This is a genomic window from Brevinema andersonii (genome assembly GCF_900112165.1).
Taxonomy (GTDB): domain Bacteria; phylum Spirochaetota; class Brevinematia; order Brevinematales; family Brevinemataceae; genus Brevinema; species Brevinema andersonii.
Map to the genome: position 1 here is coordinate 19,132 of NZ_FOKY01000010.1, position 17,106 is coordinate 36,237.

The following is a 17,106-nucleotide window of genomic DNA, read 5'->3' on the forward strand; positions in this document are numbered from 1 at the left end:
TTATGAAGTTATTATTAATTATTATTTGTTTTTTTTTATATAATGGTTGTGCATTGCAAGATACAGGCTTTGTTAAAGCAACTGATGTGCCGGTTAAGCCAGCTAATGGATATGATAGAAATACCCTTTTTACTCCATATATTAAACTAATGACTTTAAGAAGCAGCATACATTTAACTGGTACAACAGGACAATCATTCTATGGCTGTTTGAAAAAACGAACCTTTTGGATACCATCTAGTAGTGATTTCAAAAGACAATACCCATTTTTTAATGTTACTTTGCTCAGCATCAATAATATAGACAACAAACGTTCTTTCACTTTCGCGGAACGTCTTTTTTTGGCAGATGTCTTTGACTTATTATCCTTTGCTATCAACAGTTCTGTTTTCGAAGAAGAGATGATGAAAAAGAAATTTTTTGATAATAGCGGTACCACTCCTAAAGACCCCAAAGAAATAATAAAAGAAATTCGACATATGAATTTTCCTGTATCTATTGCAAAAAGGTCTTTAGATGCAGGAGTAGCTGCAGAAGCAACAGTAGGAGGATTTTCTCACACAATTTGGCTTAGAGACGACACAGATTATACTAAACAAGAGATAGTACAAATGGCTGTTATTATTGGTCATGAACTTACCCATAACTTGGGATATCATCACTCATCATTAGTAAACTATGGTGTACATCAACCTATTCAGGGAGCTATACAACATGCAACACCAGAACAGGTTAAAACATTTATTTCTGTTACCCCTTTTCATGAAGATGAATTTTTGTATAAAATACGCAATACTAAAGATATTCCAACAAACGGCACAATAATTTCAAAATCCTATAATTATTAAATTCTTATACGTGTTGCAATATATGTACAGGAGACCCATTATTAATAGCAATTATACCCTCTTTTATAGCATCCTTTAGATTGCCATTAATATTTGAAAGCACATGAGATATAACAATAGTCCCAGGCTCTATATCAAAAGTATTGTTTTCATCAGCTATGATTTTTATTACTTCTAAGTTATCCCGTAAGTTTTGTTCTCCTGGTCCTTTAGTACGATTTGCTAATGCTAATACTAATCTTCTTTGTATTTGTTCATTCGTATCAAAACTGAAAAAAACTATTAATATATTTTTTTCTAGGAACGGTATATTCTGGATCTAATTGATAACTTCCTTGTTCAAAATTTAATTCAGCAGTCTTTTTATTATTCCAATTAATAAATTGTGTTGAGCCATTATTTTGAGCTATCTCAATATCAGGAATATATTCACTATTACGACTGATTGTTTTTCCATGAGATTCCAACACGGGTACTAACCCTTTTTCACGCAAAACTTGCTTAGTATATAAGCTAAACAAAGGTTCAGAAACTTTATTTTGCATAATAATCGACCAATCAACTAAATCGGTATCGAAATTGTTACTATTTGTCTCAGTCTGCATAGTTTCGTTAGTATTTGACTTCACTTCTTGAGTAAAATAATTTTTTACACCCGCTAAGAAAGCTTCCGGACCCATATTAAACCAAGCTAAATGTAAAAGCCCATAATTACTCATAATACCAGTTGCATCGACATACAATACAGTATTATTCTCAAAGCCTTTACGTATCAATTCTTGATAATATTCCGCAGGAGTCACTGCAACAATATAAGCAGGATCATCCTGCAGATAAGTATGTATTCCTGGATTTTCTTGAGCTTTACCTGATTGAATTTCTAAATCTATTTTACTTAATCGTATTACCGCATCCTTAAACATATTAAATAATCTCAGACTAAGATTTTCTTTTATATGCGACCATCCATTTGCTATGATTTGTTGCATTTGCTTGAATGTTACACGCCCAGGTATTGTAATATATAATTTATTATCTACAATAGAACTATCTGTGCTTAACAACGAAGAATTAATTACTACTATTTCACCAATATGATTATCTCCAAAAATTCCTTGAAAATATTGATAAATCTTATCAATATCAGCTGGTGTCATATTAAAATTCATGCCTTTATATAGAGTGATAGGCACCATACCTTGAAATTTTTCTAAAGTATATTTTATATTCAACAGTTTGGGATTATCAGACTATGTAAAATAATAGGACGATATATCATTCGTTCTGTAAGGAAAAATAAGAATATTTGATACTCCTTCTGCAAGACTAAAATGGTAATTCAAATCAGGCTGCTTTTTAATCTTAGGAAACCAATTCTCAGTGAGATAGCCAGCAGTACCTGCACCAGAGAGAATAAGAGAATAAGAAAAACGAACAGAATACTCCCTACCAGCAGCTTCTTCATCCCCAACTTTAATTCCTATACGAATTTGACCATTACCAAAATTAAGATTTTCTTGATTTTGCACAGAAAGGATTCTTCCCCGCCCCGGTAATGTTATTTCAGTTGCTTCTCCCGTATACAAAACATCTATTTTAATCTCATTAGCTGAAAGTGGAATATATTGTAGTTGAAAATTGCCGGCAAATACAGGGATCTAAAAAAATAAACACAGTAGTGCTTATAAATAAAAATCTCATATTATCCTCCACGACTTTTAGTTTGTCAGAATAGTTGATATTTTCTCTATTAAAGACAAAGTTATTTTAAATTAATAAGGAAGAATCTCAAACAAAAGAGCATCCCCATAAATATCAATGCTGCAAAATGCTGGAAGAACCAATACTTCTGCTTTATGCAAGACAAAAGTATTATTATTATAAGACACAGATACAGTACCTTCTATTGATGTATAGAACCTCAATACATCAATAGATGAAATAAAATAAGAACCAGAAATAACCAATTGAGAAAGCAAAAAATATTCCCAATCTAAAAGGATTTTTTGCCCTTTATTATTTTTAAAGTTACAGATATTCGGACGCAAAGAAAAATTAATATTTTCCAAAGATTCTTGATAGTGGAGTGTACGCTTTATTCCATTGTCTAAGCGATCAAAATCATAAATACGATATGTAAGATCTGAATTTTGTTGTATTTCAAAAATCAACAAAGACCCTGCTAGAGTACCATGGATCATGCCAGGTGGGATCACAACTAAATCCCCATCTTTTACTAGGATTTCATTAAATAATCCTTCAAAGTTTTGCACAACTGCCTGTTGTGCAAAATACTCAAATTTAATATCTTCTTTAATGCCCATCACGACTTTAGCATCTGGACTTGCCGAAATGATATACCAACATTCAGCCTTACCAAAAGACTGACCTATTTTTAAAGCATAATTATTATCAGGATGTACTTGTAACGATAATTTATCGTTAATATCTAAAAATTTTAATAATAAAGGAAATTGACCATTATATTTTTGCCACAAACGTTCTCCAATAATTTCTTTTCCATAGTCAGCTAACAAATCTGCAAACAATAACCCTGAAAAGCTACCATTAAGAACCACTCCCATACCATTGGGATGAACACTTGCTTCCCAACTTTCGCCATATAAACCTTCATCAGGAAGTTTCTTATTCAGCTGATTAAATAATGCCCTACCTCCCCATATTTTTTTTTTGAATACGGGAGCAATTTTTAATGGATACATTACTGGTCTCCTAAAATATGCCGTACAGCTAAAATACCCATAACAGCTGCCTGATTCAAACCACTACCATAACCAGAACTATCACCGGCCACATATAAACCTTTCAAAGAAGTTTGCATGTGTTCATCAATTTTAAGACGCACACTTCTAAACTTTATTTCCGGAAAATATAAAAGTAAATCAGCTGAAGCGAATCCAGGAGTGATTTTCCCATGCACTTCAATAAATTCTATGATATTATCAAGAATGCGTTTAGGACATGCTAATGAAATATCTCCCGCAACATAATCATTAGTTGTAGGAGTAACATTCAAATGAGACAACCGTTCATCGGTGGAACGACGTTTTCTATTCAAATCTCCATAAGACTGACATAAAATTTTACCTCCCGTAAGCATAGCACTCATCCGGGCAATCGAACGTGCATATTCGAATGGTTCATTAAAAGGTTCTGTGAAATTTTGCGTACATAATAACGCTAGATTAGTATTTTGTGATTTTTTATTCTTATAAGCATGTCCGTTCGCTAGAATGATACCATCTGAATGTTTTTCAACAGCAATAAAACCACTAGGATTACTGCAAAAAGTACGCACTTTATCATTATAGCATTTGGTATAATAAATCATTTTGGCTTCATAAAAATTTTGATTAATATCCTGCATTACTACATCAGGAATTTCAGCACGTACACCAACATCAACACTACCGTGAAGAAATTCTATATTATGATTTCGTGCAATTTCCTGCATTTTCTGGGCACCACTACGCCCAACAGCAATAATAATTTTATCGGATAATGCTATTAATTCTTGGTCATTCTGTATATAGCGGACTCCCACTAAATTTCCCTCTTCTACTACTAAGTCTGTCCACTCAGAATTAGTTGCAAAGTGCACTTTCTTATCAACTAATTCCTGAATCAAAGCAGTATATAATTCTCGAGCGCCGTCTGTACCAAGATGCATCGTTAACGTATCAACCAACTGCACATGATTTTCAATGCATGATTTTTTAATGGCAGACATAGTAACATTCATATGTTTGCCGATTGGCACTACGTCACAACCAAGGCTGCGATAAATATTGACAATATAATTAATCACTTCATTGACTTTTTGCTTGCCGGTTACCGTGAATACATCGCCACCCACCCTGTGATCCAGATTAAATTTACAATCAGAGAACGCCCCTGCACCACCAACTCCATACACAATAGGAGAAAGTGTTGTTTTTCCCTTTGAACTTACTGCAGCAATACGTTCATTCCACATCATTCCTTTATCAATAAGCAGAATTTTCAGATTCGGATTAATATGTAAAGCTTCATAAGCCCCCATGACAGCAGACTGACCAGCACCAACAAAAATAATATCATACATCATTAATATTCCTTATATATTACAAAACATAATATTCTATCAAAATATAGATATTTTGTCAAGTTGTGTAATTTACTATATTAAAAAGCCCCCTTAAAAGGAGGCTTTTTATAAGATTGTTCAATTTTAAGGAATCACATTAAGACCAGATTCAAAGTTGTTTGCTGGCGCTGCTGACCATGACGCATTAACACCAGCTTCATCACTACCTAAAACCATTTTTATTCTAGATCCATCAGCTGTTCCTGTTTTTTTATTAAAGCGGATAAATTTACCTCCATACTGTCCATAGCCGATCAATTTGAATACGACTCCGTTCGATTCAGGATTATCAAATCTATATACTAATTCCAATTGATATGGAATATGCTGACCTTGAGGATCTCCAGGACCTTGAATGCCTATTAACGTACCATACTGTGCCGTACTACTCTCATATTGAACCCACATACCTCCGATTGGTGCACCATCTAAATAAGGTCTTCCGCCCCATCTACTATTTGCTCTCAAATAATTTTCAACATCAACTGTTCCTGTACCTTCTATTGGCCTGTAATTCCAATGTGTTAATGCTTCCCTTTGAGATAGTGCATCCTGTAATGTATTTCCATATCCAATTTTGGCAGTATAAGAATTGATACCTGTACCTACTCGAATAGCTACAAATTTATCTTTATGAGTATTTGGAAACGCATTAGTGACACGCTCAAGCATTAGGATAGTATCATAAGGACCATTATATTGATAAGGTACCGGTACATATCTATCAAAATTTCCTTGCCAAGCACCACTAGTATTAACTTGTTGTACTCTGAGTGATAAATTATCTCTCCAAGCACCTCCCGGAGCAGTATTATGTGCATATGCTGCAAAATTGGTTGACATATATGCTGTTCCTGCTTGTATAGCAGCGCTAGCGTTCACTGGCACCCATTGCCTATTAGGAACCATATTAGTTAAAGTGGCCATACTAAGAGTTGCTTTTGATATATTTCTCCATAAAGGATGAGTTAGCGCGAATTGTTGATTCGTAGCAATATCTGCAGCCAAACTTTCAGTAGCAGAATAGTTCATTGAAACAAAATTATCGCGTCTATGGGGCTCCGTACTCATTTTGAAGTAGGAATATGCTGCAACACCACCACCACCTGTTCCATAAGAATTCAAATAAAGTCCCGTTTCTAACTTCGAAACATCATTTTTATAGATTTCAAAATAATATTCACTTGTAGTGATAGGACTTCCTGAACCAAAACTGTTACCTTTTCTAATAGAAATTTTTCGTTGAGGAACATCAAATGTCCATTCATCTATATCACGAGCATCATTGTAACCGCCTCGAGTGATACTAATTGTTGGTGATTGCTTTATCATTTCAAGAAGCACATCATCGGATGCATATTGTCGTTTTCTTACAAACTTCGCTTGTTGCCAACGACGTGCTGTAAATCCTGTAGCAATCTTGTTATTACTATAATCATTAGTCATCGCCACCATTGTATCACCCATACCCATACGCAACGACACTACATCATTAGATTCCCAAATACCAACAACAAATAACACATACTTACCATCCCAAGGCTTATGAGAAGATGTTCCTTTCAAGTAATACGTTGCTTCTCCAGTCGTTGTATTATTGGAAACCTGGATCATATTATAAGTATGAGAAGCACTCGAAGAACCATTAGCAGAGATCACAGACATAACTACATTTTCAGCTGATACCCCACTAACAGCAGATATTTTAGTAATTGAAAATTCATCAGAAGATGTCGGCACATATACTTTTTTATCTGTCAAAGAAACAAAAGGTTGCTGCAATACTATTTTATCTAATAATCCTTGGTCTTGAGGAATTCCATTTTTATTTCTATGTGTATTTTCAGTCATTGGTGCAGCATCCACGACATCCTCTGTATCTCCAAACACAAAGCTCACAGTTTGCTGATTCGCTGTTTCATCAAGATGCTTCAGACGTGCAAATTTATTAGCTAAGGTACCATAACCACGTAGAATAAACTTGCCATCTGTAAGACTATCTTGAATCATTTCAATACCATAAGAATTTGGAATTGGTACTCCATTTCTATATTCTGTAATAATTACTTGCAAATCACCACTATTATTTTGGAACTGCATATTGGTAGTATTCTGAGGATCATGTAATCCTCTACTGTCGAGTCCAGCTAATAATCCGTATCCAATAGCTTTTGTAATAAGCTGATGCCCAGGCATAATACTTGATTGTTCTTTCAAGTTATCTGTAGTCAAAGCAGCATGAGATGCTTTTGCTGCGGCAATAGTTGTTCCTACAGCAAAACGGACATTGGCATTATTTCGGGTTAATTTGACGAATTTATAATTATAAACTCCGTAACCTCTTAATTGGAAAATTCCATCAGTATCACTAGTTTTTTCAATCATTGTATAGGCATATGTTTCTGTATTGGTCTGCATACCATTGCCACTAATATAATAAATATTTAATGATCTAGCAGTAGGATTAAAAATCCAGTTTGTTGTATTATTGGCATTATAAGCAGAACCTTGAGTTTGAACCCATGTTTTTCCAGTCGCAAAAAGTAGTGTGATCAAATTGTTATCTATATTCAAAACACTATTATCAATATAATTCCAATAATTTAAAACTGCTAAATTATCTAAAGCTTCTTGTGCAGTGACTCCTGATGCTACTTTTAATCGTTTTTCATCAGCATCTACACCCCTTCGTATCGCAAGGAAAGTATTCGTCAAAGGTGAATTATCCGCACCATCTCGCCGTTCCAACATCACAACAGCATCATTTGCACCTAAATCCTGCATGATTACAGAGACATACTGCTGTTTATTATTAATAGTATCAGTCACAAGGGCATCACCTACTTCAATATGTAGATTATCTCTGACCGTAGGATCTGCAGAGCCAGAACCCACAGCACCCATATTGGAATTAATAGAAACCACCTTATAACCATAACCAGCTATACGTTGACCGTCAACATCAATAGGACGATAATCTATGTCAGCACCCATGTTAGTTAAAATACGTGTTGAAAGTATAGCAATATCTCTATTTCTCATAATAGGCAATTTCCAATGTTCTGCACCGTTACTTGCACTATCAACATCTGCAGCATAATTCATTTTTACAAAATATTTCTTTCTGAATTCTGGACGTATATCAAGAATCATATGGAAATATTGAGCTGGAACCGTAGTCATAATGGATGGATACGCATTGACTTTAATTCTTGTATGTAGTGATGTAGTGTTATTGTAATCCATCATAAAGTATGCTTCTCTTTCCGTTCGCGATCCACGCTCATTAATTGTTAATTTTCTATGAGTAGGATCAAATGTCCAAGATTCATTTTCATTAGGATGATAGTAACCACCTCGTACTGCCGCAATCGTTTTATTATCTTTTACTAGCAATTCTAAAACATCAGAAGGTATATCAACGACATCACGCCGTACCCATTTAACATTTTCATAAGCTCTATAAGTATAACCTGATACTGTATGGTTATCATTATAATCACTCTGTGCTGCAGCCATTGTATCACCCATACCCATTCTAATTTCTCCCATCTTATTGCCAACTGCAGTAGATGTCAAATAAATATATTTACCATGCCATGGATGAGTTGCAGTAGTTCCATCAGATTTCAGATTGAACCAAGCAGATGTATCCGTAGTATTCGAAACCAGTAACAAATAGTAATTATGTGATAATGTTGCTTTATTTGTGTCCAAAGAAATAACATTCATCGTTCTAGTGGCTTCATCAAATTTGATGGTATCAGTATGAACGGGCACATATACTTTGTTACTGGTAAGCGAAACAAATTCAACTGCTTCTTGAGCTTTGGTAATAAAATTAAGTGCACTTGGAACAGTTGTTTTTTCTCTTACAGTATATTTATTTCCTAAAGCTGCTAATTTATTTTTAACATCAACTAAGCTTGTTCCTTCTACCAACTGAGCTTTATCTGGTGCTCCGGAACCCGAATTAAATTTCAATCCATAAAATTTATTATGATCAGGTGATCCCTGATTATCCAGTCTAAAATAACCTTCATCAGTAGAAGTATCTTCTAACATTTCAATATCATAGCGATATTGTGCAGGAACATCTCGAATAAGTGTCGTTACCTGTACAGACGGATTAAGTGCACTAGGATCATTGTTGAATACGAATTCTTTCGTATTTCTAGGATCATACAATTCATTATCATCAAGGCTTACTAAAGTTGCTCTAGCTTGAGCAGTAGTAATAACTTGAGCCCCTAATAGTAAAGATTTTCGTTCAAAAATATTCCAAAGATCTTGAGCATTTGTTGCAGCCAAAGCTTGTTTTGATTCTTCGGTATCTGTCCCAAATGCTATACGCGCTCTATTTGACTCACTTGTTCCTGCTGTGCCTAATTCTCCTGCAACAAACATATCAGCAAACGATCCAAAGCCTGATAACTTAAATACACCTTTTAATGCGGATTCATCTTCTATCATCGTGTATCCGTAAACAAATTCTAATGTTGTCGTTACACTGCCTGTTGTTGTAATATATTGCATTTTCAATGTTTGATTATCTCGTATAAACATCAAATTAGTAGAATTTGCGGATGTATATAAAGGATTATCTCCTGCCCCTACAACTGGATTGTCTCTGTAGGAGATCCATATATGCGATCCTCTACTAACAGCCTCTTGAACAATACGATCATCAGCTACAGCCATATTTTTGTCCATGTAGTTCCAGATTGTCTGCTCATTCAACTTATTCTGAGCATCCAACGGCGTATCTCCAATACCTACTTTCAATAATCGATCATTTACCGCAGTACCAAGCTCAATAGCCATATATTTATTTGTATACTCAGCATCATTGCCGTTATAAAGCTGGAATATTCCACGATAATCCGAAACATCCTGGTGCATCTTATGCTGGAATGTAATAGGCCCTTTCGCGCCTGTACCAACTTTCTGAATCACAACATTTGTCAATTTATTATTCGCCGTATCAGCACTAATTTTCAACGAAGTATAATTGTTATTATCATACTTCAACGTGCCTGCTGTCGACTTGTCTTCCAAACTACGCCATTCAGCAACTTTTGCAGCATTCGCAATCGCACGGTTAGACAGTTCTGCCAAACTTTTTTCCCGTAAATTCCAGTTGTGCGCCGCGTTCATTTTCTGTGCTTCCGACTTCAAATGTGCAATACGCGTAGCTTCATCGCCTACAGACGTGGTTAGCAACAATCCGTTCGCATCCCTGTCATTCACACCTGTACCAAACCCTAAATATGCCATGTGACCATTGTACATCGTATCAGAAGCTGTCGAACCAGCCAATAAGAATATACCTTCCGTAGCCGATATCGACTCTTTCATACCAATACGGTAATTTTCAGTCTTAATCACGCTTCCATTCGTACTTACAATTCGCACCGTCTTCATTGCTGCATCAAATGCCCATTGTTCTACCTGTTCACTATCCCAGTAATAGAGATTAGAAGCTAATTTTGTCCATATCTTATCCCCAGCAGTTGCAATTACTCTAACATCAATAGCTGTCGACGTTCTATCTTGAAAATTCCATTGATTTGGTTGACCATTCAATGCTGTAAATGCAGTTTCCACATCAGATTTATTATCAGCAGTAACAAATCTAACCTTTTTAGGTGTGCTACCACTTTCTACTTTCATTTTAACAAATTTCTTATGTAGTTTAGCTGTGTCATTATTTTCAAAAGACTTCAAGTATAATATTGCTTCTGCTTCGTCTGTAACATTAACAGGAGCAGTAGTAGTTCTCTCAACAATAATATTATATCGATGAGAACGAGTACCTGTTGCATCCACATCAGAAATGTTAACAGTCATATCGCTGGATCTAAATCGCAGTTCTTGAGTATTATCTGCATTCCAGATCCCTTTATCATCAACCATTACTAAAGTATCACCAATTGCTCCCGATGCCGCATCACCATCTGCACGCTGGATCGCATTTTTAGGAAAATCCAATGCAGACACTTCATAATAGTTTGCTGCAGCAGTGGTTAAAGCCGTTACTGTATCACCATAAGTATCACTCATAATGATTTTACTATATTTAAAGGCTTTACTATCTAGTATATGACTCAATCTTTCTACACCTAAATATCTCGTATTCCAAGCACCATCACCTGTAAGTCTTACAATAGTAGTATGTTTTTGAGGCGATACAACTTCCTCTTGCGACATCACTTCATATTCATAAGTAGAACTATTTGTAATGTCTCGATTTATTAAATCAACTTTAATTGTTTTCGTAGTAGTATCAAACGTAAAATTAGTTGTATTATGATAATCATATAATAAATGATCATAAGTAGTTCCAGAAGATTCTAGTGCTAAATCAACAGCTCCCCAAGGCCCCAAATTATTATTGAAGTTGGTATCAGGAACCAATCTTTCTTCTTTTAGATCATGAGTCCATTGATTAGCTATTTTCAATTTTTGCAATTCACTTTCTGCATCAGCCAAACTATCAGCATTTGTAATAATCAAATGGGTACCAGGTACACTTCCTGAAGCTTCTTGAACTCTAAAACCAGCAAATTTACCAGCCAAACTACCAGTACCTAAGTATTTAAAAATCGCTTCTGTACTATTGATAGCTCGAACAATTTGAATAGGATGAGTTTCTTTCTTTCGTGTATTATCAGCAGTAATAACAGTAATTTCAACTTGTAAAGGGTCAGCACTAAAAATAAATTCTTCAGTATCATAAGGTAAATAAGAACCAGTACTTGCAGCTGCAGGTGCTTGTAAAGCAACATATTTGTGCCCTTTATTCTTAGCATTATCAACAGCCGCTTCAATAGTAATAGCAGAAAGAGGTGCATTATCTAAGGTATGATAATTATTTTTTACTGAAGGCTTATTTGCCTTTGCCTCATCTATGGTATCACCTATACCAATATAAGCTTTACTTGCGTTAACTGCTGTACCTGTAAGTACATACATAAATTTATCTTGAAAAGTAGTGTTCAAAATTAATGCATTATTTGGAGTTGTCACATTTGGATAATCTTGGTCAATTGGGGTTGGATTTTTCAATTTAAATCCTCCCTCTACTGTTCCTAAATCAATAGCCATTTCTACTTCATAACTAGCTCCATTTGTAGTTACGTTACCACCATTATTGGAAATTTCCATTACAACTGCACTCATAGCATCCGGATCAAACCACCATACTTCTGTTTCTGTTTCTGTATAATATCCCGATGATGATAATTTTATCCAAGGATTAATACTCGCTAGAGTTTTGATAATACGATTACCACTAGGAACAGCTGATTGTTCATAAAGATTCCATACTACACGTTTTTCGAGCAGTTCTTCAGCTTTAGCCTGACTCTCATTAATTTCAAGCATAGCACGCACATTATCAACACCGGAACCTAATTTCACAGCCAAAACATAATTTTCAAAAGCCTTACTATCAGTATCAGCAGTCAATCCCGGAATAGTCTCTGTAGTAGTCAGAAGCTTAAATGATCCTCGATTATCCGAAAAATTATTAAGCATTTTTATCTTATAAGTAGAAGTCTTTGGTGTAGTATTCGTCATGATTTTTGCTTGTACTAGTAATTTTTCGGAATCAAATGTCCAGTTTGTTGTGTTAGTCATAGAATAAATACCTGAATCCTGAACACCAACCCAAGATTTACCTCGTCTTTGCATTTCAATAACAACCCGATGAGGCTGCTGTGCAATAACTTTATCCTGAACCGGAGCCTTCACAGCTCCTGCTGCAGTAAGATCATTTTCTGACATTGCTAGAACAAGATACCCAGCTAAACTAGCTTTGTTAGTAATCTCTAATAATCCATATTGTTGATTTAAAACACCACGGCCAGTAAACTGAATAACTCCTTTAGTTTCAGATAAATCAGAAATCATTCTTACTTTATAAGCACTTACATTAGTAATTTTATCATACACTGTGATTACTTCTGCTGTCATAGAATCAAGATCAAAGTCGTACTGGGTAGTATTTTCCCAATCATATGCTGCTTGAATTATTATGGGAGTTGTAGAACTGCCAATAGGATTTGCTGAATATGGACTCAGTGTCACTATGGGATTTCCTGCAACTAAAGATAAAACTCTATGAGGAATATCAGCTGTTTTTTCACTTTCCCAATCATAATCAGCAGAACGCTTTTGAAGATGTGATAATACACCGTCCAAAGTAGATTCGTGCGCGAATCTCATTTGCAATTTTTCTAATTGAGTATTGGTATGGTATTCTATACCAAAAAATTTTCCATCTTGGAGAGAATAAACCTCAATAGAGGGAGGAAAAAGCTGTACACCTGTAACAGTCACAGAACCTAATTCTGTTTTAGTAGGAGCATGCGGATTTGCAGGGTCAGGCTGTACATTAGTAAAATAGATTTTTTCAGGAACTGTACCACTTGCATCTGTTTTAAATACAGCATTAGTAGTAGTTTGAACATGATATTTCAAATCGTTTTCATTCAATCGAACAATCACTTCATTATTTGTAAAAGAATTAAAAGCCCGTCCAACTAAAGGGTAGCTTGCATATTGCCAGTATACAATCTCACGAGATTGTTCGAGCAATCCCTCCCTGTCATCACCTAACGCTAATTTCGCATAAGAACCACCACCATTGGTAATAGCAGTGATACCTACGTATTTACCGCCATAACTGCCAGAACCATGCAAACGATACAAACCTTCAAGTGGAGATACATCCTCTATAATTTCAACTGCGTATTTTTCAGTACTAGTATAATGTGTTTTTGCTCTGCGTTCAAATTGCGCAACTAATAAATCTCCGTCAAACTCAAACACTGTATAATCGTCACAATTAAAAGAGCCATCTGAATTAATAGAATACAATGGAACTTTTTCGAATGTATCAATCACCCGCCTCTCATTGTATTTTAAGTTGAAAGCCTCTTTTTTGGTCAAGGAACACCCCGACAACAAAATCAAAGCAAACACTTTAAGAAACATTCTTGTCATAACAAAACTCCCCTATTTTCATAAAGAAATAATAAAATTTCTGTTTACCTATCTGAAATTTCAATCATCCTCAATATATATCGGAACCTTTTAATTATATATTATTAAAAAAAGAAAGTCAACTGTAAAGATATTATTTTATTAAATATCATATTTTCCCACAAATTATATGCAATATGCACTATTTATGCAAGAAAAATTCCATATAGTATATGAGTATAAATTTCTGTACTCGATTCTAATCAATAAATATTTTTACACAACATATTTAAAAAATTCCTTTAAAAACTTTTCTATCTATTCTCAAAAAGAAACTACTTCAAAACAAATCTGATAATATATTATACAATATAAAATTAAAGACATAATTGTTAAGAGCAGTTTGATGTGAGACCCGATGTCATGCGAAGCGTAAAATGGCATTTGTACAAGGATAAATAAAACAAGGTTTTGCAGGCAAAAATAAACATGTCCTCGCGGACATTGGAGATTTAATAATTAAATTTTGATTAAATCTATGTTTAGTACTGGAAAAATAAGGATTTTAAGAGAAAATAAAAACCGATCCGTAAACGTGAATGTGGACATTAAAAAACAGTAATTACAGTGTCGAAAAAACGTTTAGAACTAATTAAATTCAAGATTTGAATTCTATTTATTGTACAAAAAGGAAACTGTACGAAAATATAAATGGTCCGAATCATCAATATAAGAAAAAAGATAAGCAGGATTGCTTTGACCTTGTTCTACCATATTATCAATATTAATAATAAATTGCTTTACATTATTTTGTTGAGATGTTAAGGTTTTATTTTTATATTTTTGAACCCATTCTTGCCCTTGAGCAGATGTATTGTTTTCTCGCCACACATATAAGGTTGTGTAAGTGGTATAAACATCGGGATTATTTGAATCAAAGGACACATCGTTGGATGAGGACCATGGGGATACACCACTGGTCCCTTGATTATTAGCAAAAACTAACAAAGTGGAGCCTTTTAACTCAAAGTCTACAACCGTTTTGAATGGAATAAATCACTTTATTTTGACCTTTTGCTACATCACAAAATTTATACACTACCACTGATCCTCTATTCCAGTTTCCAATATTATCAAAAGTATGATCACCAGCAGTCTTTCCTCTCACCAACTGGATCCACTCATCTCTGGTAGTTTGAGCAGAAGGATCTGGGAGTGTTCCGGCATTTTCAGATTCAGGAGGTGTTATAGTATTCCCGTTGGCCAATTCTTTCTGTACCGCACAAGCAGCTGTTAAAAAAAATCCTAAAAATATCAATTTCTTCATTTTCTGTCCTTAGATACCATTTCTACACTACTATATACTAAAGTGTTAATCCCGTCAATCGGAAAAAAATAAAAATATCCCAACTTTAAAATAGGTGGGGATATTTTAACTGCTTTTCTTAGTTAACTGTGATAGGAAGGATATTAAATGTTTTTCCATTCAATATCTCTTCTGCCATTAATATTTGTACTCTAGGATATCCCAATTTCCCAAATGAGCCGGCATACAAAGAATAATGACCTGCTTTTCTTGCCTCGGTAAGCATTTGGTTGGTAGATTTCGCATAACAAATCAAGCCTGCCATCTCCGCTTTATTATTTTCCATAGTTCCAACCAAATCACGAATATAAGAGGCTTGGAGTTTTTTGTAGCTTTTGACTGATAAGATCATCTTTCCCAATTTTTTTGTCATCTTTTTGTCATCTTTATAGAAATAAATAGAGCCGTCAATTCCTCCGTCCCAGCTTTTTTTAGTAGAAGAGAATCCCCTAACTTTTTCGACAGCCCAATATTAGAATTGATAACGCCCTTCATTTTTACTTTTTTCACACTTTGAAATTAATTCTTTGACCTGCTCGATAGTAACAGGCATATCATCAGTGGTATAATCCTTGGTTTTTATTAAGAAAGAATATTTTTCTTTCATCGTTCTTCCATAAGTGTTATCGACAGCATACATATGTCTACCCCAATTCATTTACGATTAAGATTTTGAGCTGCACCAAGCGTCGTGCCGCATCCCCAGAATGGATCCAACACTACATCTACTTCTTTTTGTGCAGGCTTTAATAATCCTTTCCAAATAATGCTATAAGTTTCTGCGTCTGATAACCAAGCCGTTCTTGTGATACAGGATTAATAAATTGCATATTCCAAACATAGCCTATTATAGGTGCTTTAATCTCCACATCAACAATTTTATCATACTTAGATAAATCTACTTTTGATTGCTTTAATTTTCCTTTATCATAAATTAGCAGTTTTTTAATACCAAAATCAACGACTGTATGGTATCCTTTCAATATGGTGTACCTAATTCAAAATTTTCCTCTCTAGGAAGATCAAAATAATTTGTATTCCCTTTTCCATACCAGAAAATAATATCATGCATCCTAGGAAAATGATATTTTGCATTTCGTAAAAACCTATTGTAACCCCAAACAATCTCATTCCGAAAATTTTATGACCGAAAATTCCATCTAAAATAATCTTAATATAATGGCTAGCTGCGGGAGCACAGTGCAGAAATAAGCTTCCCCATCTTTCAGCTTTGCCTTCATCACCCATAATCTTTGAGCCATAAATACGAGATAAGATAAAATCTTAGGATTTTGATATCTCAATACATTAACCCATGTGCTCCAAAAATCGGAAAATTGTTGATTTCCATCGTTAATAAGTGTTTCATTAAATTCCTGGATATCATCTTCTTTTTCTTGCGTAAGCCCCCAAACATCACAAAAAGCAATTGCTTCTTCCAGTACAGGAAGTTCCGTATCAGTCGAGTAGATACGGTTATAGATTCTATTAGAGTTAAAAGAAGGATCAAGATAGATGAGATCTGCAGTGTTTTGCTCCGCAGGGCTGTGGAAAGAAGTTATACTTATGCATGGATGAGAAAACAATAGAAAAGATCAACATTGCAAAAGAATTGCACGCCAAAGGATACAATGGGAAAGAAATCTCGGAACGCATGGGCGTCTCGGAAGCGGCGGTATCGGTTTGTCGCACAAAAAGCAAAGCATTAGGCATCGAGTGGAAATATCAAGACGGAGCCTATGCATCAGTGACGTCAT

12 protein-coding genes and 1 pseudogene are annotated in these 17,106 nt (G+C 34.7%); 1 reads left to right on the plus strand and 12 read right to left on the minus strand.

Annotated features, from left to right (window positions below; translation table 11 throughout):
* Window positions 1–2 precede the first annotated feature (2 nt).
* Entirely contained in the window at window positions 3–848 is an 846-nt protein-coding gene (locus tag BM018_RS05205; protein WP_092319321.1) for a hypothetical protein, read from the plus strand.
* A gap of 263 nt (window positions 849–1,111) precedes the next feature.
* Here BM018_RS05205 and BM018_RS05210 read toward each other — a convergent pair whose 3' ends face one another.
* The 12 genes and pseudogenes from BM018_RS05210 to BM018_RS05255 form a co-directional block, all read right to left on the minus strand.
* Window positions 1,112–2,017, minus strand: a complete 906-nt coding sequence (locus BM018_RS05210) for a hypothetical protein (protein WP_159428193.1) — start codon at window positions 2,015–2,017, stop codon at window positions 1,112–1,114.
* 81 nt (window positions 2,018–2,098) lie between these two features.
* Entirely contained in the window at window positions 2,099–2,377 is a 279-nt protein-coding gene (locus tag BM018_RS05215) for a hypothetical protein (protein WP_143280428.1), read from the minus strand.
* A 243-nt stretch (window positions 2,378–2,620) separates the two neighbouring features.
* Window positions 2,621–3,571, minus strand: a complete 951-nt coding sequence (locus BM018_RS05220; RefSeq protein ID WP_092319327.1) for a type I phosphomannose isomerase catalytic subunit — start codon at window positions 3,569–3,571, stop codon at window positions 2,621–2,623.
* On the minus strand, window positions 3,571–4,956 hold the full coding sequence (locus BM018_RS05225) for an NAD(P)/FAD-dependent oxidoreductase (RefSeq protein WP_092319329.1): 1,386 nt from the start codon (window positions 4,954–4,956) through the stop codon (window positions 3,571–3,573). Before BM018_RS05225 ends, BM018_RS05220 begins: the two co-directional genes overlap by 1 nt.
* Before the next feature lie 123 nt (window positions 4,957–5,079).
* Entirely contained in the window at window positions 5,080–14,004 is an 8,925-nt protein-coding gene (locus BM018_RS05230; RefSeq protein ID WP_092319331.1) for a hypothetical protein, read from the minus strand.
* Window positions 14,005–14,655: 651 nt separating this feature from the next.
* A complete protein-coding gene (locus BM018_RS05235) occupies window positions 14,656–14,991 on the minus strand; it encodes a hypothetical protein (RefSeq protein WP_092319333.1) in 336 nt (111 codons plus the stop codon).
* A 16-nt stretch (window positions 14,992–15,007) separates the two neighbouring features.
* The gene (locus BM018_RS05240; protein ID WP_092319335.1) at window positions 15,008–15,310 is read right to left on the minus strand and encodes a hypothetical protein; all 303 of its coding nucleotides are present in this window, start codon (window positions 15,308–15,310) and stop codon (window positions 15,008–15,010) included.
* A 118-nt stretch (window positions 15,311–15,428) separates the two neighbouring features.
* Window positions 15,429–15,782 (minus strand): annotated as a pseudogene (locus BM018_RS05245) (restriction endonuclease); the annotation flags it as partial.
* A gap of 39 nt (window positions 15,783–15,821) precedes the next feature.
* The gene (locus tag BM018_RS07625; RefSeq protein WP_159428194.1) at window positions 15,822–15,989 is read right to left on the minus strand and encodes a hypothetical protein; all 168 of its coding nucleotides are present in this window, start codon (window positions 15,987–15,989) and stop codon (window positions 15,822–15,824) included.
* A 14-nt stretch (window positions 15,990–16,003) separates the two neighbouring features.
* Window positions 16,004–16,069 carry a hypothetical protein gene (locus BM018_RS08310; protein WP_407640967.1) on the minus strand — a complete coding sequence of 22 codons (66 nt, stop codon included), beginning with the start codon at window positions 16,067–16,069 and terminating at the stop codon, window positions 16,004–16,006.
* A gap of 26 nt (window positions 16,070–16,095) precedes the next feature.
* Complete coding sequence (locus BM018_RS05250) at window positions 16,096–16,332, minus strand: hypothetical protein (protein WP_092319339.1); 237 nt, start codon at window positions 16,330–16,332, stop codon at window positions 16,096–16,098.
* A gap of 177 nt (window positions 16,333–16,509) precedes the next feature.
* Window positions 16,510–16,935, minus strand: a complete 426-nt coding sequence (locus tag BM018_RS05255; RefSeq protein WP_092319341.1) for a hypothetical protein — start codon at window positions 16,933–16,935, stop codon at window positions 16,510–16,512.
* Window positions 16,936–17,106: the final 171 nt, after the last annotated feature.